Origin of the sequence: Nocardia mangyaensis, from assembly GCF_001886715.1 — a bacterium.
GTDB lineage: Bacteria > Actinomycetota > Actinomycetes > Mycobacteriales > Mycobacteriaceae > Nocardia > Nocardia mangyaensis.
Map to the genome: position 1 here is coordinate 5,808,184 of NZ_CP018082.1, position 17,048 is coordinate 5,825,231.

Annotated in this window: 17 protein-coding genes and 1 pseudogene; 11 read left to right on the forward strand and 7 right to left on the reverse strand. The window is 67.0% G+C overall.

The genetic code is table 11. From position 1 onward, the window contains the following. Nucleotides 1–3: 3 nt before the first annotated feature. Nucleotides 4–1,221 carry an acetyl-CoA C-acetyltransferase gene (locus BOX37_RS26440; RefSeq protein ID WP_071930001.1) on the forward strand — a complete coding sequence of 406 codons (1,218 nt, stop codon included), beginning with the start codon at nt 4–6 and terminating at the stop codon, nt 1,219–1,221. A 57-nt stretch (nt 1,222–1,278) separates the two neighbouring features. On the opposite strand, the gene BOX37_RS26445 is transcribed toward BOX37_RS26440, so the two are convergent. Both BOX37_RS26445 and BOX37_RS26450 read right to left on the reverse strand, forming a co-directional pair. Then, nucleotides 1,279–2,139, reverse strand: a complete 861-nt coding sequence (locus tag BOX37_RS26445) for a Bax inhibitor-1/YccA family protein (RefSeq protein WP_071931900.1) — start codon at nt 2,137–2,139, stop codon at nt 1,279–1,281. Nucleotides 2,140–2,303: 164 nt separating this feature from the next. Next, the gene (locus tag BOX37_RS26450; protein WP_071930002.1) at nt 2,304–3,452 is read right to left on the reverse strand and encodes a class I SAM-dependent methyltransferase; all 1,149 of its coding nucleotides are present in this window, start codon (nt 3,450–3,452) and stop codon (nt 2,304–2,306) included. A 402-nt stretch (nt 3,453–3,854) separates the two neighbouring features. Between BOX37_RS26450 and BOX37_RS26455 the strand changes: the two genes are divergently transcribed. The 7 genes from BOX37_RS26455 to BOX37_RS26485 all read left to right on the forward strand — a co-directional run bounded on the left by BOX37_RS26455 (nt 3,855) and on the right by BOX37_RS26485 (nt 9,047). Further along, on the forward strand, nt 3,855–4,436 hold the full coding sequence (locus BOX37_RS26455) for an AMIN-like domain-containing (lipo)protein (RefSeq protein ID WP_071930003.1): 582 nt from the start codon (nt 3,855–3,857) through the stop codon (nt 4,434–4,436). Nucleotides 4,437–4,497: 61 nt separating this feature from the next. Next, the gene (locus BOX37_RS26460) at nt 4,498–5,085 is read left to right on the forward strand and encodes a hypothetical protein (protein WP_071930004.1); all 588 of its coding nucleotides are present in this window, start codon (nt 4,498–4,500) and stop codon (nt 5,083–5,085) included. A 61-nt stretch (nt 5,086–5,146) separates the two neighbouring features. Beyond that, nucleotides 5,147–5,764: a DUF305 domain-containing protein gene (locus BOX37_RS26465; protein ID WP_084760130.1), complete on the forward strand. Its 618-nt coding sequence runs from the start codon at nt 5,147–5,149 to the stop codon at nt 5,762–5,764. 161 nt (nt 5,765–5,925) lie between these two features. After that, complete coding sequence (locus BOX37_RS26470) at nt 5,926–6,441, forward strand: hypothetical protein (RefSeq protein ID WP_071930005.1); 516 nt, start codon at nt 5,926–5,928, stop codon at nt 6,439–6,441. An 84-nt stretch (nt 6,442–6,525) separates the two neighbouring features. Continuing rightward, nucleotides 6,526–7,833, forward strand: coding sequence for a serine hydrolase domain-containing protein (locus BOX37_RS26475; RefSeq protein ID WP_071930006.1), 1,308 nt, complete (start codon nt 6,526–6,528; stop codon nt 7,831–7,833). 102 nt (nt 7,834–7,935) lie between these two features. Next, nucleotides 7,936–8,673 carry a GntR family transcriptional regulator gene (locus BOX37_RS26480; protein WP_071930007.1) on the forward strand — a complete coding sequence of 246 codons (738 nt, stop codon included), beginning with the start codon at nt 7,936–7,938 and terminating at the stop codon, nt 8,671–8,673. Nucleotides 8,674–8,756: 83 nt separating this feature from the next. Then, complete coding sequence (locus BOX37_RS26485) at nt 8,757–9,047, forward strand: hypothetical protein (protein ID WP_071930008.1); 291 nt, start codon at nt 8,757–8,759, stop codon at nt 9,045–9,047. 1,422 nt (nt 9,048–10,469) lie between these two features. On the opposite strand, the gene BOX37_RS26495 is transcribed toward BOX37_RS26485, so the two are convergent. Beyond that, entirely contained in the window at nt 10,470–10,898 is a 429-nt protein-coding gene (locus BOX37_RS26495; RefSeq protein WP_071930010.1) for a hypothetical protein, read from the reverse strand. A gap of 163 nt (nt 10,899–11,061) precedes the next feature. On the opposite strand from BOX37_RS26495, the gene BOX37_RS26500 reads away from it, so the two are divergent. The 3 genes from BOX37_RS26500 to BOX37_RS26510 are packed head-to-tail and all read left to right on the forward strand — an operon-like array spanning nt 11,062 to nt 13,351. Beyond that, the gene (locus tag BOX37_RS26500; protein WP_071930011.1) at nt 11,062–11,712 is read left to right on the forward strand and encodes a DUF998 domain-containing protein; all 651 of its coding nucleotides are present in this window, start codon (nt 11,062–11,064) and stop codon (nt 11,710–11,712) included. Between the two features lie 50 nt (nt 11,713–11,762). Continuing rightward, nucleotides 11,763–12,134, forward strand: coding sequence for a YciI family protein (locus BOX37_RS26505; protein WP_071930012.1), 372 nt, complete (start codon nt 11,763–11,765; stop codon nt 12,132–12,134). Further along, a complete protein-coding gene (locus BOX37_RS26510; protein WP_071930013.1) occupies nt 12,131–13,351 on the forward strand; it encodes an RNA polymerase sigma factor in 1,221 nt (406 codons plus the stop codon). Before BOX37_RS26505 ends, BOX37_RS26510 begins: the two co-directional genes overlap by 4 nt. 735 nt (nt 13,352–14,086) lie before the next feature. On the opposite strand, the gene BOX37_RS26515 is transcribed toward BOX37_RS26510, so the two are convergent. From BOX37_RS26515 to BOX37_RS26530, 4 genes and pseudogenes are all read right to left on the reverse strand, one after another. Next, the gene (locus tag BOX37_RS26515) at nt 14,087–14,293 is read right to left on the reverse strand and encodes a hypothetical protein (protein WP_156910548.1); all 207 of its coding nucleotides are present in this window, start codon (nt 14,291–14,293) and stop codon (nt 14,087–14,089) included. A gap of 158 nt (nt 14,294–14,451) precedes the next feature. After that, nucleotides 14,452–14,691, reverse strand: a pseudogene (locus BOX37_RS26520) (transposase); the annotation flags it as partial. A gap of 60 nt (nt 14,692–14,751) precedes the next feature. Then, nucleotides 14,752–15,285, reverse strand: a complete 534-nt coding sequence (locus tag BOX37_RS26525) for an NUDIX hydrolase (RefSeq protein WP_071931902.1) — start codon at nt 15,283–15,285, stop codon at nt 14,752–14,754. A 118-nt stretch (nt 15,286–15,403) separates the two neighbouring features. Beyond that, entirely contained in the window at nt 15,404–16,996 is a 1,593-nt protein-coding gene (locus tag BOX37_RS26530) for a GMC oxidoreductase (RefSeq protein ID WP_071930016.1), read from the reverse strand. Nucleotides 16,997–17,048 lie beyond the last annotated feature (52 nt).

The following is a 17,048-nucleotide window of genomic DNA, read 5'->3' on the forward strand; positions in this document are numbered from 1 at the left end:
CTCATGCCAGAGGCCGTCATCGTCTCCACCGCCCGTTCCCCCATCGGTCGTGCCGTCAAGGGTTCACTCGCGGGAATGCGTCCGGACGACCTGACCGCGCAGATGGTGCGGGCCGCGCTGGCCAAGGTGCCCGCGCTCGACCCGACGCAGATCGACGACATCATCCTCGGCACCGGCTCCCCCGCCGGTGAGGGTGGCTTCGGGATGGGCCGCATCGTCGCCATCGAGCTGGGCCTCGACGTCGTCCCCGGCACCACCGTCCAGCGCTACTGTGCGTCCTCGCTGCAGACCACCCGGATGGCCTTCCACGCCATCAAGGCAGGCGAGGGCGATGTGTTCATCTCCGCCGGCGTGGAGACCGTCTCGCGCTACGCCCGTGGTTCGGCCGACAGCTCGCCCGACACCAGGAACACCCTGTTCGACGAGGCCGTCGCCCGCACCGCCAAGGCCGCCGAGGGCGGCGCGGGCGTCTGGCACGACCCGCGTCAGGACGGCCTGCTGCCCGACGCCTACATCGCGATGGGCCAGACCGCCGAGAACGTCGCCTCGCTGACCGGCATCAGCCGCGAGGACCAGGACCACTGGGGCGTGCGCTCGCAGAACCGCGCGGAGGAGGCCATCAAGGCCGGCTTCTTCGAACGGGAGATCTCGCCGGTCACCCTGCCCGACGGCACCGTGATCAGCAAGGACGACGGCCCGCGCGCCGGCGTCACCTACGAGGCGGTCAGCCAGCTCAAGCCGGTCTTCCGTCCCGATGGCACCGTCACCGCGGGCAACTGCTGCGCGCTCAACGACGGCGCGGCCGCGCTGGTCATCATGAGCGACACCAAGGCCAAGGAACTGGGCCTGACCCCGCTGGCCCGCATCGTGTCCACCGGTGTCTCGGGCCTGTCGCCCGAGATCATGGGCCTGGGCCCGATCGAAGCGGTCAAGAAGGCCCTCGCCCTGGCGGGCAAGTCGGTCTCCGACATCGACCTGTTCGAGATCAACGAGGCCTTCGCGGTGCAGGTGCTCGGTTCGGCGCGTGAGCTGAAGATCGACGAGGACAAGCTCAACGTCTCCGGTGGCGCGATCGCGCTGGGCCACCCGTTCGGTATGACCGGTGCCCGCATCACCGCCACGCTGCTGAACAACCTCACCACCTACGATAAGCAGTTCGGCGTGGAGACCATGTGCGTCGGCGGCGGCCAGGGCATGGCCCTCGTCATCGAGCGGCTGTAATAGCGAAGCGGCTCCCCACCTCAGGTGGGGAGCCGCTTTCGTGTTGCTACTTACCTGTCAATCGCGCTGGAAGTAGGTCAGCAGGCGCAGGATCTCGATGTAGAGCCAGACCAGGGTGATGGTCAGGCCGAGGGCCACGCCCCAGGCGGCCTTCTCGGGAGCCTGGGCGCGGATCAGCTGATCGGCGGCGTCGAAGTCCAGCAGGAAGCTGAACGCGGCGATGGCGATACAGACCAGGCTGAACACGATCGCCAGCGGGCCACCGTCACGCAGGCCGAAGCCGCCGTCGGTGAAGAAGCTCGCCACCAGGTTGCCGACCATCAGCACCAGCACACCGACCATGGCGCCGATCAACATTCGGGTGAAGCGCGGGGTCACGCGGATGGCACCGGTCTTGTAGACCACGAGCATGCCGAAGAACACGCCGAAGGTGCCGAGCACCGCCTGGCCGATCAGGGCGCTTCCGCCCACTCCGCCGAAGGTGACATCGGTGAACATCAGCGACAGCGCGCCGAGGAACAGGCCCTCGAACGCCGCGTAGGACAGGACGATGGCCGGGTTGTCCATCTTGTTGCCGAAGGTCGCGACGAGGACCAGCACCAAGCCGATGATGCCGCCGCCGATGACGAACAGCGGTGCCAGCGAGGGGTTCGCCGTGGACAGCGCGTAGGAGGCGATCGCCGCGACGGTCAGCACCGCGAGGGTGATGCCGGTCTTGGTGACCACGTCGTCGATGGTCATCGTGCGGGTGGCGGGGCCCTGCTGGTACGGCTGGCCGTACTGCTGCCCGTATTCGCCGTACTGCTGCTGCTTGCCCAACTGGACCGCGCCGGCGGTGCCCGAACCGAAGTTCGCGTAACCGCCGACTCCCTCTTGGCGAGGCAAGTTCTTGAACACCGGATTCGATGAGGTACGCACCGTGCGCCTTTCTTGGAGTGGTTTGTCGCTGTACAGCTCCAACTGCCCTGTCCAACGCGCCGCGATCGGACATAGTTCCCGGCGACCCGGTCACTGACCGCATCACCGCCCGTTCGGACAAATCGGACTCTACCGTGTTCGAGCCGCTCCCTCGATGTACGTCTCTATCGTTGTACGTCGCGCAGACCACGAACGGACCGCGTCACCGTGAACTTCTGGTTCCTTCCGATGACGTCGGTGTGCCCCACCATCCGTTCGACCACCCCGCGATAGTTCAGGTGCGAGTTGTAGACCGTCCACAGCTCACCGCCGGGCCGCAGCACGCGGCCGGTCTCGGCGAACATCTTGATCGCCGAACCGGTGTGCACGGCTGCGCCGACATGGAACGGCGGATTGCACAGCACCAGGTCGGCGCTGTTGTCCGCGGCCGAGGACATCGCGTCGTCGCGCACCACCGTCACCCGGTCGGCGACGTCGTTGGCCGCCGCGGTGGCCCTGGCCGAGGCGACTGCCGCCGCGGACTGATCGGTGCCGACCACCCGGATGTGCGGGCGTGATTTGGCCAGCGCCACCGCGAGGATGCCGGTGCCGCAGCCCAGATCGATGGCCTCGCGGGCGTCGGGCTTCATCCGGTCCAGGTGTTCGAGCAGGAAACGGGTACCGATGTCGAGGCGCGGACCGGAGAACGTGGCGCCGTAAGCGACGACGTCGCCGTTGATCTCGATGAGGTGCTCGCGCACCGGGAAGTGGGACTCGCCGACCGGCAGCGGCCCGTCGACGACGAGTACCCGCGACTTCTGCCTGCCCCGCCCCGCTCGCACCCGGGCGAACGATTCGGCGAGCACGCCGTTCATGGCCTGAGTGAGGTACTTGTCGCGCCCACCCGCGAACACCACCACATCCTCGGCGGCGTGGCGGGCGATGGCCTCGGCCGTCTCGGCCAGGCCCGACAGCATCTTGGGCAGGCGCATCAGGACCAGGCGCGCGCCGGTGAGCAGATCGGCGTCGAGGGCGTGGCTGCTGTAGCGGTCGCTGAGCCCGAGGTTCTTGGCATTGCCCGCGAGCGCGAGTTCGCCGGTGATCAGGTCCTGGTGCACCCGCAGGCCGGTGAGGTCGTGACGAGTGGCCGCGCCGATGGTGAGCGCACCGTAGGCATCACCGATCACCGCAACTTCGCCGCTACCCACCGCCGCCAGCGCGTCGGCGGCGGTGTCGAGGATCAATCGATCGGCCGCGTCGACGGCATAGAGGTTCGGCGCCTCCACATCCGGATACCGGCGCAGCCGGGTCAATACGTCCTCGACACTGTCCACCCGACAAGTGTGCTAGATCGTTGCCCCACCGTCACATCCGACCCTGATATCCGTCGGTGGTCTTGCTCACAGTGCGGTGTCATACCATGTATTTCGGTGAGCACGAACAGCTTCCATCGATTTGCGACACCCTTGCAGATGGAGCCGGGCGGCGCGACCTCACGAATCCCCTTGTTCCCCAGTGTTTCGGGGCAGCTACGCCCCGGCCAGGTATCCCGCCGTCGACCGGCGGCAGGCACGTCGTCCACCCGACCGGAGCCCCACCGACCGCCACAGGCCACCGATCAGCCCGCCGTATACACCGAGCCCACCCCGAATCAGTTTCCAGCAAACTTGCCGTAGCCGAACACGCCCGGCCTTCCTCCACCGATCAGCCCCCTCCCCCTGCGTACCATCGGCCCCATGCGCAACGCCCCATTGTTCGTGTTGATCGCCGCCGCGGCGCTGCTACTGCCCGGCTGCGGGACCGACGATGTGCCGACCGCGTCGCAGTCGACGGCGACGAGCACCACCAGCACGTTCGTCGAAGCCCCCGGTGACGCGCCCACCGATGCGGGCCCGAAGTCCGGTCCGGCCGACGCGGGCGCCGCGCTCACGGTCACCGACATCAGGATCGGCAGCCAGCCCGGCGTCGACCGGGTGGTCTTCGAGCTCGGCGGTACCGGGTCACCCGGGTGGCAGGTCGCCTACACCGACAGTGCCGCGCAGGACGGCAGTGGCCGCGCCGTTGAGGTGGCGGGCCGGTCGATCCTCGAAGTGCGCATCCTCGGCTCGGCCTACCCGTTCGACTCGACCGTCCCGCCGTATGCCGGACCCGATCCGGTGACCGATCCCGGCGCGCCCGGCATCACCGGGGTGTACGAGTCGCTGATCTACGAGGGCGTCACCCAGTCGTTCATCGGCGTCGAGGCCGACCGGCCTCCGTTCGCCGTCAGCGCGCTGGCCGACCCGCCGCGCCTGGTCGTCGACATCGCCACCCAGTAGCTCTACCCCTACCGTGTCCGGGTATTAGCGCCGAACGATCGCGCTGGTTAGACTGGCCGCCGTGATCGACCAGCCTCCGCATCCGCGGGCCCTCGGCATCGCCAGGGCCCTCGCCGTGCTGACACTGCTGGCCGGAATCGTCGCCATGCACTCGGCGGTCTTCGCCCCGGTCTCCGCGCACGCCGCCCACGCCTCCGAGACCGGATCGACCGCACACCCACTCCCGGAACCGCCGATCACCCGCGTGCCCGAGGGGCAACTGGCCGCGCACAGTGCCGAACCGCGACCGGCCGCGCACGTCGCCGAGATCCAGACAGCCGCGCGACCTTCCAACGAACAACCGGTTACCCACACTGCCGGGGGGCACTCGCTCGGTGCCGAGGAAGTCGTCGTCACGCGCGAGTCGGGCGACGCCCACGCCGCGGGCACCGGCTGTGGCGCCCCCAGCTGCTCCGAGCACACCGCTGTACACGCCTGCGTCTTCATCCTCGCCGCACTCGCCATCGCGTTGAGTCTGGTCCGGCTCTACCGCCTCGGTGATGGTTCCGCCGAGGCGCGATCGGTGTCGACGATCTCGCGCGGCCGACGCCGACGACCACCCCCGTGGACCGTTCTCACGCTCTCCCAACTGGCGATCCTGCGGATCTGACAGACCGGCCATCACGGCCCCCTCTGCCAGCAACCCACACCGAATCCCCAGGAGGATCACCATGTCCATCAGCCGTACCCGCAGCACCACCGTCGCCTTCGCCGCAGCCGCCGCCCTGTTCGCCGCGGGGTGTAGCGACGACAGCTCCGAGTCCACGCACACCGGTGAGCACGTCACGACAGCCACCTCGACCAGCGCGACGGCCGCCGCCCGCACCGATTTCAACGACGCCGACGTCACCTTCCTGCAGATGATGTACCCGCATCACGCGCAGGCGGTCGAGATGGCGCAACTGGTACCGAGCCGCACGGACAACGCGCAGCTCATCGAGCTGGCCGCGCAGGTGGAGCAGGCCCAGGCCCCGGAGATGGCCCAGATCACCGAGCTGTTGACCAGCTTCGGCAAGCCGGCGCCGACCGCGAGCGAGGGCCACGAGGGCCACGCGATGCCGGGGATGATGACCGACGAGCAGATGAGCGCGCTGGAATCGGCCACCGGCGCCGACTTCGACCGGCAGTGGCTGGAGATGATGATCGACCATCACGAGGGCGCGGTCGACATGGCCGAAACCGAGCTGGCGGAGGGCACCAACCCTGAATCGCGCCAGCTGGCGACGACGATCATCGCCGATCAGGAGGCCGAGATCACCACGATGCGCGGCATGCTCGACCAAGGCTGATCAGGGGGTGCGCCGGGGTCTGGGCGACCCCGGCGCACGTCTCGGTTGGTCATCGAAATCGTCATCGCGAGCTGACGCCACCCGCACCGAGCCAGTACGGTCGATATGTTCGGCATCGGCGCATCTCGGTGACCGGCGGTCCTTGAGGGAGGAGAGGGAACATGCGAGTCCTGGAACGAGTGAGGCTCGGCACCGCGCTCGCGGTCACCGCGACGGGGGCGATCCTGCTCAGCGGCTGCACCAACAATGTGCAGGGAACCGCCGAGGCCAATCAGACCGATCTCGCCGCCTACACCTCCGAGGTCGCCGCGGCGCGGGCCGCGAAGATCGAGCGGGCCAATGTCGCCGCCTGCGACGGGCTGCGCGCGGCCAACAAGAGCTCGGTGACCTCCTTCAATGCCTACATCGAGGCCAGCAACAACCGCGCCCCCGACACCGATGACAAGGCGAACGAGGCCGTCACCACGCTGCGCAACAACGCCAAGGACCTCGACCGCAAGATCACCGAGGACGTGGTCGTCGAGGTCGCCGCACCCCTGCGCGCCTACCGCGACAACACCAACACCCTGGCCGACACCCTTGACCGCCGCGCGCCCACCGACGAGCTCAACGGCGTGATCGATGTGTTCAACGGCGCCAAGGACGAGGCGATCGAGATCTGCCGCTCCTACGAATGAGCGGTAACAAGAACGTGACCGCTCGCGATTCCCCCCGGAGTCATCACTTGGGAGGGTTGTGTGCGCGGGTATCTGAAACATGTTGTGGCAGCGGCAGTTACCGTGCTGGCACTCACCTCGGGAGCCCTGCTCCCCGCCTCGGCACAGGCCGAACCGATCACTGCGGCGCAGTGTGCGCCCAGTTCCGGCCGCACGCCACGGACCGCGAGCCCGGCCGAGGTCGCCCTCGATCCGGCGTTGGTCGCCGCGGCGATGGATCTGGCCACCGATGACACCCGGTTCAACATCCAGCTCTACCGCAACAACTGCCTGATCGCGACGGGCCCGCGCAACGAGCAATCCGGTGGCGTCGCGTGGAATCTGTGGAGCGGGACCAAGAGCGTCGTCGCGCTCGTCGCCGGGACGGCCGTCGACGAAGGCCTCCTCGCGATCGACGCGCCGATCGGCGACTACTTGCCCGAGGGTCTCGGCGACGCCGCGCATCGCGAGATCACCGTGCGCAATCTGCTCACCGAATCATCCGGCATGGAGGTGGCCGTGGTCGCCGAGGGCGCGACCGGGCTGGCGCAGCTCGATCCCAATGTCGTCGCCCAGGCGCTGGCCATGCCGATCGAACGCCCGCAGGGCACCATGTTCCGCTACAGCCAGCGCGCCGTCGACCTGCTGGTCTATGTGGTGCAGCAAGCGATCGGCGAGGATTTCCAGGCCTTCGCGCAGCGAAAACTGTTCGACCCGTTGGGGATCGCCCGCACCGACTACTACTGGGCCCGCGACCGCGCTGGAAACACCTACGGCCACGCGCATCTGATCCTGCCGCCGGACGATTTCGCGAAACTCGGCCTGCTCGTGGGCAATCGCGGTCGCTGGAACGAGCACCAGGTGATCTCCGACGACTACATGCGTGCGGCGCTGTCCCCCTCGGCGAGCATGCCATGCTACGGATTTCTCTTCGTGATCAACGGCGAGCCGTGCCGACTCGAGTTCCCCGGCCTGCCCGACGACGCGGTGAAGATGTCGGGGATGCTGCGCAACGACAGCTACATCGTGCCCAGCCTCGGTCTCGTCCTGAGCTGGACCGGTGTCGCAATGCCCGGCGCTTCCTCGGACTACACCCACAATGTGATGCGCACACTGGTCTCGGCCTTCCGTGACCAGAGCATTCCCGACCCCGGCCCGTACCGGGAACGGCCCGACGTCAGCGTCACCGATCCGATGATCTCGCGTCCTGACGCCTTCTTCGGCACCCTGGGTGTCGGCCCGTACTCTTACCCCGGCTGCAATTTCCTGGACTGCCTCGGCGAGACTCCGAAGGCGCCGTTCGCCGATTCGCCGCCCGGCTGCGTCATCCTGGGCTGCCTGGGCAACGATCCGCGGACGCCGGGCATCCGCTAGGCGAATTCGCCTCTGGGCGCGCGGGCTCCGGTCGCGTATCCTCGAACCAACCGGACATGACCAGTAGGGACCGGTTGCCGAACAGGGGAAGGAGCCGCCCCCATGCCCGCACCGCTGCGCGACAGCGCAGTGCCCAAACACGAACAGCTGCGCGCGATCCTGATGCAGAAATGCACGCGCGAGCTGCAGCCGGGCGATCTGATGACCAGCGAACGCAATCTCATGCAGGACTACGGCGTCAGCCGGATCACCGTGCGCGAGGCGATCGGTCAGCTGGTCAACGAGGGGTACCTGGTCCGGGTCCGCGGAAAAGGCACCTTCGTGGCACATCGACCCGTGCAGTCGCGACTGCATCTGGCCTCGTTCACCGAGGAGATGCGCGCGCTGGGCCATCAGCCGACCACCCTGGTACTGGTCGCCGAGGAGGGCGAGGCACCCGAGGCCACCGCCCGAGCGCTGCGCCTGCCCCAGGGCGCGCGCGCCTATCACGTGCGCAGGCTGCGCCTGGCCGACGACGAGCCGGTCAGCGTGGACGACGCCTGGCTGAATCCCGAACTGCTGCCCGGCCTGATCTCCCACGACCTCACCGGCTCGATCTACCGGACCACCGCCGACCGCTACGGCAGGCCGATCGAGCGGGCCGTGCAGACGGTGGACGCCAGGGGCGCCGAGGCAGGTGTCGCGGCGCTGCTCGGCGTCAAGAAGGGTGCCCCGGTACTGCATTTCGACCGGGTGTCGTTCAGCTCCGAGGTGCCGATCGAGCACACACACAGCTGGTATCGGGCCGATCGATACCAGGTGCAGATGGAAGTGGGCCAGCGAGCGCAGGTCACGGCCTGAGCCGGACGCCACCGATCTGGTGTGAAACCCACATATTTCAGTTACCGTCTGGGTGCTATCACAAGCACTCGGAGGTATCACCCGTGTCCGTACCCACATCCATCACCCGCGCAGGCGCGCTGACCGCACTCGCCGCGGCCGCCTTGCTCACCACCAGCGGCACCGCCGCCGCGATCCCCGGCATCGACTGGGACATCCTCCCGTCCGGCTCGGTCGAGGTCGGCCCGCCCACCGGCAGCGGCGCCGGCTCCGCCGACTGGGACCTCGGTTCCAGCACCGGTTCCGCCGACTGGGACCTCGGCTCCAGCCGCTGGACCGCGCCACCCTTGCTCGGTTCGTCGTCAGGCTCGGGAAACCCCGGATCGGCAGGCTGATCGATCCCGCGCGGCGCGTCCCCCACGCGCCGCGCGGCGTCCCTCGCCCACGAACTCAGCCCCGCGGCGTCGGGATGACGATGAGTTCGTCGGAATTCGCCCGGCGTACCCGACTAGGCCATCGCATCGGCGAGGTCCTCCGCGCGCAGGTTCCTGGTGAGACGCGCGACCGCGGCCTTGATCGCGGCGTAGCCGTTGACATCGGCACCGAGCGTCTGATCCCCTCATCAGTGTCGCGGAACTCGAACGACCACGCCCAGGTCGGTCTTCGACCACATCGCTACCACCAAGTCTGCAAGCATCCTGGAAAGGCCGACTATGCGACGGAGCCGACTGGACGAAACACCGAAAACGGGTTTCGAACAACGAGTCGGCCGAGCATGATTGGAGCGTGCCAGGAGATCACCTTCGCATCATCGACTACGACCCCGGCTGGCCGCGGATGGCGGCGGACGCGATTTCAGAGTTGTGCACACACATCCGCTGAACAGCAGCCTCTAACCTGCTGACCTGAACCCGTGATTCGGTCCGGCTGGACCGAATCACGGTTTCCATCAACAGGTTTCTGAAATCGATTGCATTGCAATACATTCGGCCGCTCGGTAAGTTGTTCCGATGTTCTGGGATTCGAAAAGGTCTGCGGCGGTGGCAGTCGTACCTCTTGCGTTGGCCGCGCTGACCACTCTTGTCGCCCCACATGCGGCTGCCGACACTCGGTGGCCGCAGTATGCGTGCCTCGTTGTTCACACCCCCTCGCTCCGGGCGGTGACGATCCAGAGCGTCGACCACAAGCAACCGAGATGGTACCTTCCGGGCGGTCAGGAATTCACCACTCTGAAGACCAGAATCGGGTACTACTACCCTTCGGGAACCCGCTCGATCATCGTCCACAACAAGTTTGTCCCTTCCGAACAGTGGACCTATGACCCTGAGTTGAATCGACCCGCATGCGCTGGATCGGCCGTCGTCACGATCCCCTAGCTCTGACCATGTCCGCTGGATCTACGGACCGAATCTCTGCACAAACCTGTTGAGCGTTGAAGTCCGCGTGCGCGGCGCCTCCACCTCCTTCAGCCCGCCGGCGGCCCCACTGGACCACCGATCCGGGTGGGAACCCCAATGTCACCACCACCCGGAGTCGATGTGACGCGACCTGCGTGCTCTCGACTCTCCAGTAAGCATCCGATTCGACTCCACGGGCAGCGCCGATTCTCGCGATCCGCTTGGTCTCCGGATCGGCGTGAACACGATGCGCGGCCATACGGTAGTAGATTGCGGATGCGCCCGATCGATCGCCTCGGGCACATGACAACCCATCGCAGACAAGCCGACGCCGCGTCGGCCGCCGAACGCACTCAACTGCCGATTTGCGTGTAGCGCCAGGAGTCTCCGAGTCGGCGGTGACCGGCTCGGACCGCCGGATCAGACGCGGGTCATCGTGGAGGAGTAGCCGCCGCCGCCGGGATAAACCCATTCGCCTGTCACGGTTACCCCCGCCGGATCGAAGGTGCCCCGGTAGTAGGCGGGACTATCTTTGGCACCAGCCCAGATGGTGAGGGTGTCCCCGGTCAAGTCGTAGACGTAGTCGAAGCTGCGTCCGACGGAGTCGTAATACCGCGAGACCACATCTGGCCCGGTCGGTTCACCGAACGGGCGCAAATTGCCGATGACCTCCATGCCGGTAACAGGCTGGCCGTCCTGGGCCAGATCGATGTGCTGGAGCAGAAAGAACCGGCCTGCCATCCATTCGTACCGGACCGTTCCTTGCGCGCCACCGTTCACTCGCCAGGTGCCAACCAAGCGGTCCAACGCGCGCAACTCGGGAGTGGGCTGCGGCTGGGTCTCGATCATCTCGTTCTCCTCGGTAGTGGTGTTCGTTCGCTGCTACCTCGGAGCCGCAGAGCGGTTCCCGACACTCAGCGCATGTGACCTGAATCACTGTCGAGTGGTGTCGAGATCCCGCGGTCGGCTCCGAGGTAGCAGCGAAAACCCCGATCGAGGAAGGATCACAACGATGACTCTCACTGCTGGCGCTTCCACTACCCGACACATCCCGGGGCGCGTGTCCGACCGGCTGCTGCTCGCCGGCGTGGCCGCCGGACCGCTGTTCTTGGCTTCGGCGGTCACTCAGATGCTCACTCGTGACGGCTTCGACATCACCCGGCATCCGATCAGCCAGCTCGCCACCGGAGACCTCGCCTGGATCCAGATCGCGACCTTCGTGATCGCCGGTGCGGGCGCGTTGGCGCTGGCCGTAGGCCTGGGTCGCACCATGTCAGCAGGGACCGGTCGGCGGGCATTGCCGGTTCTGGTGGGAGTGTTCGGAACGGGGCTGATCGCAGCCGGGATGTTCACCATGGACCCCGAAAAGGGCTTCCCGGCTGGAACTCCGGATGAGCCGGCAGCACAGATGTCTTGGCACAGTATCGCCCATTCAGCAGCTGCCGCAGTGGCTTTCACCGCGCTGGCTATCGCAGCTCTCGTGTTGAGCGTGCGGTACGCCCGCCGCCGGGCGGCGTTGCCCGCGGTAGCGAGCGCGTTGGCCGGGCTCGTTCTGCTGGTACCGATCTCGCCCGAGTACATGAGCATCCAGATCGCGGTCAACGGCCTGGTCGCGTTCACCTGGACCACCGCGCTAGCGATCTCCCGGCGCCGCGTCGCCTGACCGACCCCCCGCGATACCGTCACAACAACCACCCATCGGAAGGACAGAACATGAAATATCTACTGCTCGGTTACACCCCCGCAACCGACTGGGACGCCGAAAACGCCGACAGCCCCTCGGCGGAAGCCTTGGCCGCTTTCGCCACCTATCAGCAGCTCGAGCAAGAACTGATCGCCTCCGGGGAATTGGTCACGACCGAGGGTCTAGGCCATCCGGTGGTGAGCACCACTATTCGCAAGACCGCCGACGGCGTGATCGCCACCGACGGCCCCTTCGCCGAATTGAAGGAGGTTCTGGCCAGCTTCGCTGTCATCGATGTCGCAGGCCACGAGCGCGCGGTCGAGATCACCTCCCGAATCGTCCAGACTCTCGGCGAACCGATCGAGATCCGCCCAATCATGGGTGCGGATTTCATCGCGTGAACCCCGCGATCGAGGACCTGCTGCGAGCCGAAGCACCGCAGGTTCTCGGGGCGGTGGTGCGCCGATTCGGGCACTTCGACATCGCCGAAGAGGCGGTGCAAGAGGCACTGCTGAGTGCGACGCGGTCGTGGCCGGTGGACGGTATCCCGGACAACCCACGCAGCCGCCTCATCCGGATCGCTTACCGGCGGATGATCGATATGCTGCGTGCGGAGCAGGCCCGCCGCCGCCGGGAAATCGACGCGGCGGTCAAGGCCGAGCCGCTGCAGACCGCGCACCCCTCGAACGTCGACGACAGTTTGACCCTGCTGTTGCTGTGTTGTCATCCCGCGCTCAGCCACACCGCCCAAGTAGCCTTGACGCTGCGTGCAGTCGGTGGACTCACCACGGCCGAAATCGCGCACGCCTACGGCACGACCGAAGCCACCATGAGCACCCGGATCAGCCGCGCCAAACAACAACTCGCCAAAGCCGGGGCGCGCTTCACCCCACCGATCGACGCCGACCGCGACAGGCGTTTGGCCGCGGTCCTGCGTGTCCTCTACCTCATCTTCAACGAGGGCTACACCGCCACCACCGGCGGCGAACTGACCCGGGTAGACCTCACCGCCGAAGCCGTCCGGCTGACCAGAATGCTGCTCGACGCCTGCCCCGGCGACGCCGAGATGACTGGCTTGCTCGCGCTGATGCTACTCACCGAATCCCGCCGCGCGGCACGCACGCACGCCGGAGAACTGGTACCCCTGGACGAGCAGGATCCCGCTCGCTGGAACCGCGATTTGATCGTGGAGGGCACCGCACTCATCGACAGCGTCTGGAATCGCGGACCGGCAGGCCCCTACCAAATCCAGGCCGCCATCGCCGCGCTGCACGCCGCAGGCGAGCCGGGCGGGACCGATTGGCCTCAGATCGCACTGCTCTATCTGTGGCTCGAACGACTCACCCCGACCCCGTCCGTTCAACTCGCGCGGGTCGTGGCCGTCGCCCGCGCATACGGCCCCGCGCGCGGACTGGCACTGCTCGACGACCTCAACCGACACCACAACCTGGATCGCAATCCACTCACCCGGCAGCGTGAACACGCTGTTCGCGCTCATCTTCTCCAGCAAACCGGCGACCGCGCCTCCGCGGCCCGGATTTTCCGCCAAGCCGCCGACCTCACCAGCAACCAGGTCGAACAACGGTACCTACGCGCTAAAGCCGATCACCTCGACTGACTGCCGTGTGCTCACGGTGAAACCACCAGACGGACGCCGCACGCGATTCGAACGCATCCGGCGATGCTTATCGCGCATGCACTCTCATGCCGCTGGGCGCGCGGTCACGGGCGTCCGCGTCTGGCCGGGATCAAGTCCTCGCACCAGTGTCAAGTAGCCGATGTGTACGAGATTGATGGTCGGTCGGAGTGCGCGAACTGTCGGTACTCCATGCCACCACCGTCATATGTCACTGGAGTTCTTCAATCGGTTGTCCGGGACGTTGGCGATCGAGCCCGACAGAACCGACCGAGAATGTCACGGCGAACCTGTCTGATCAGCGCGCGACACCATCCGCGGCGACAACCGATGTCTCGTTTGCGTCGAAGGTGTTCGACGATGGAGACTTTCGTGACTCGACCTCCGACGAGCTCGGCCGCATCGTCCTGGAAGTACCCGTGCTGAAGTTGCGCGGGTTCGGTGATCCCGTTGAACACCGAACGCCCAACGGCAAGTGGTTCACGTTTGCGCGACCTCGCCGCCGCCGTCACCGAGACGGAACGGAGCACTCGCCAGCAGTCGCAGTGGTTCGGCGGCGTCGATGTGCATCACGTCTTCTTCAAAGGCATCCACGAGGGGGACGACGGATTCTGGCAGATCTATTGGGGGTACGCTTCGGCGCCTGAATCGGCTCGCACACGGCGGCGCCGCGTGAACCGGGTCGGTTCGCGCGGCGGCGTTTTCGCGTGGCGGGTGCTACTTGCCGCTGGAGCCGCCGGCGGACAGCGATTCCAGCAGGCAGCTCAAGTGCGGCGCGCCACCGGGGCAGCCCGGGGAGGCCACCTGTTCGGTCGGTTCGGTGGACTGCAGCGGCAGGCCGGCGGCGGAGGCCGGGATCGCGGTCGCCAAGGGCGCCATCAGGAGTACACCGGCGAGCAGGCCGACACGAAGCTTGTTGCGCATGACAGTTCCTTTCGGGCGGCCGGAGTCGGCCATCGCAGCGAAGCTACCGAGATGACCGCTCTGTCCGGCAGACCCCGAAAGGCTTGCCCCCGAAAGCAGGGTGGCACAGCGGCTTACGCCATGACGCCCAGTCCCAGCGCGACCGCGACGGGATTCGCTTCGAACACCCCAGCGGCTTGCCAGTCCCGTAACCTGCGCCAACACGTCATCCCAGACCCGAACCCGAGTTCCTGGGGCAGGTCTTCCCACCCGATCCCGGTGAACAGCACGAACAAGATTCCCTGGAACACCAGCCTCGGGTCGTGCTGGGCAGAGCCCGGGGTTCCCGCTGGTTTCACCGGCAGTAGCGGTTCGATAACCGCCCACAACTCATCGTCCACGATCCACGGTGCTGCCACGGCGAAATATCCTGCACGACAGTGGGTCTCGCCGCTACCTGACCGAACCCGTTAGGAGGTCTAAGGCAGTGTGAGCGCTCGATAAACACCGACTACAGTTGCCGCTCCGATGATTTCGCCACGATCGATCATCTGCACAGCCTCATCAAGGGGCACCCACCGAATCGCCTCCGCTTCGTTGATGTCCGGGCGTGTGTCCGTGAGGTCGGCGCCGCGAGCGAGATACACCTCCTGCGGCTGGTCAAGAGTGCCGATCGCGGGTTGGTAGGTCACCAGATGTTGCATGGTGCGCGGACGCCACCCGGTTTCTTCCTCGACTTCGCGGGACGCCGCCGAAGCCACGTCTTCGGCGTGGTCGACATACCCGCCAGGCAGCTCCCAAACCCACTGGTCGATGATCCACCGGTGCCGGTACATCAGCAGAACCTCGCGGGAATCATTGAGCACCAGGGTCATCGCGCACCGTGGCATTCTTGCGACGTACTGGGTGAACTCCACCCCATCGGGCAGACGGATGTCGGCGGTTGACAACCGGATGTGCCGGTTCTCGTCAAGCACGCGTTCACCGAGGACTGTCCACTGGGTATCGCTCATACCGTTGACGGTAGTGGAATGCATTGGCGGGACGGAATTACCGAGTTCGGCGGCTGCGTCAGCCCTCGGCCCTCGCCAGGCGCTATCAGACGGGGCGTCTAGAAGGCACAAGCGAGACTCAGATCAGTGACCCGATGTCGGTGCGGACGAGGTTGTCCAGGGCGCGTTCGGCGAGGGCGGCGATCGTCATCGAGGGATTGCAGGCGGCGGTGTTGCCTGGCATGAGGGCACCGTCGACGACGTAGAGACCGCGCTGGCCGAGGACGCGGCCGTCGAGATCGCAGACGGCGCCCATGTTGGCGCCGCCGAGCGGGTGCCAGGTGGAGGGGAAGACGGCGTTGGTGTCGAGGAGGGTGCTGTGCGGGCCGACGACGCGGTGCACGGTGGGGCCGATGTGGTTGTCCTGGATGACGCGGTCGCCGTCGCCGGGCCAGCGGAGGGTGGCGTTGTCGCTGCCGGATTCGTAGACGAATTCGCCGCGGCTCGCACTGACGCCGAAGCCGACGATCATGGTGGCGCCGGGGTCGACCGGCAGCGGCGGGATCGAGGCCTGGATGACGGTGAAGGCGTGCTGGGGGTCGTCCCAGTTCTTGCTGCCGTACACCACCGGTCCGCCCTGGGCGGTGCCGAATCCGGCGGCCGGGTCGCGCCATACGTAGATGCGATCCGCATTGGTTCCCCACCCGCGACCGAGCTCGTCGGGTAGGTCGGGGATCTGACCTTTGGCACCCGCCCGCACCAGCAGCTTCGTGGTGTTCAGACTGCCCGCGGCCAGGATGAGCGCACCGGCGGTGATGATCTTGTTCTCCAGCACGGCCCCCGAGGTGTCGATCCGGTCGACGCGCACCACCCAGCGACCATCGGGGGCCCGCTCGATATCGGTCACCTCGTGCTGGGTCTGCACCTCCACCAGACCGGTGGCCTCGGCCGCGGCCAGGTAGGTGACATCGACCGAGTGCTTGCCGCCGTTGTTCACTCCCATCGCACCGTCGCCATTGCTGTAGGACGGGGCCATCTCCCCACGCAGTTCGGCCAGCGCGTAGTCCCAGTCGATGGGCATCGGAATCTTCGACAGCGGCAGTCCGGCGTCGCGTACTCGATCCGCGAAGATCCGCGCGGCGGCGTAGTTCTCGTGCGCGATCAGTTCGTCCGGTGCGGTGGCGAGGCCGAGCATGCGGGCCACGCGCGGGTAGTGGACGCGGTCCAACTCGGCCCAGTCGAGCGCGGCCGGAAAGTGCGCCTCGAACACCTCGCGGGAGGGTTGGAGCGACATGCCCTGGTAGATCAGCGAACCACCGCCGAGTCCCGCCGCGCACAGCGCGGTCATGCCCGCCCCCGGAATCGCTTCCACCAGGCCCACATACGGGTCGAAGATCAGCGGCTGCCCGAACAGCGCCGGATGGGACCGATGCCACAGCAGACGCTTGTCGGGCGCGGAGGCACGGGGGAAGGTCTGCGCGTTGGGCCCGGTGACCCAGCGCCGTCCCCGTTCCAGCAGCAGGACCGGAACGCCGGCCTGGGCCAGCCGCAGCGCGGCGACGCCGCCGCCGAAACCGGAGCCGATCACCACCGCGCGGCGGTCTTCCCGGGTGAGCGGGATGCCACCGGTACGCGCGGCAATCCCGCCGGCTCGGGCGACGCCGGGTACGGCCAGGGCGAGTCCGGCGGCCGCGGCGCCGGTCAGCAGGGAACGTCGGGTGAACTCGGGCATGGTCGACCTTCATCAGCAGTGGCGCGATAGACGAGGCAGAGACTGGCCTCAT

Coding starts and splice junctions, on each gene's coding strand:
- BOX37_RS26470 (WP_071930005.1), top strand. CDS start 5,926: ATGCGAGTCCTGGAACGAGTGAGGCTCGGCACCGCGCTCGCGGTCACC.
- BOX37_RS26495 (WP_071930010.1), bottom strand. CDS start 10,898: ATGATCGAGACCCAGCCGCAGCCCACTCCCGAGTTGCGCGCGTTGGAC.
- BOX37_RS26480 (WP_071930007.1), top strand. CDS start 7,936: ATGCCCGCACCGCTGCGCGACAGCGCAGTGCCCAAACACGAACAGCTG.
- BOX37_RS26530 (WP_071930016.1), bottom strand. CDS start 16,996: ATGCCCGAGTTCACCCGACGTTCCCTGCTGACCGGCGCCGCGGCCGCC.
- BOX37_RS26465 (WP_084760130.1), top strand. CDS start 5,147: ATGTCCATCAGCCGTACCCGCAGCACCACCGTCGCCTTCGCCGCAGCC.
- BOX37_RS26525 (WP_071931902.1), bottom strand. CDS start 15,285: ATGAGCGATACCCAGTGGACAGTCCTCGGTGAACGCGTGCTTGACGAG.
- BOX37_RS26440 (WP_071930001.1), top strand. CDS start 4: ATGCCAGAGGCCGTCATCGTCTCCACCGCCCGTTCCCCCATCGGTCGT.
- BOX37_RS26505 (WP_071930012.1), top strand. CDS start 11,763: ATGAAATATCTACTGCTCGGTTACACCCCCGCAACCGACTGGGACGCC.
- BOX37_RS26455 (WP_071930003.1), top strand. CDS start 3,855: ATGCGCAACGCCCCATTGTTCGTGTTGATCGCCGCCGCGGCGCTGCTA.
- BOX37_RS26500 (WP_071930011.1), top strand. CDS start 11,062: ATGACTCTCACTGCTGGCGCTTCCACTACCCGACACATCCCGGGGCGC.
- BOX37_RS26515 (WP_156910548.1), bottom strand. CDS start 14,293: ATGCGCAACAAGCTTCGTGTCGGCCTGCTCGCCGGTGTACTCCTGATG.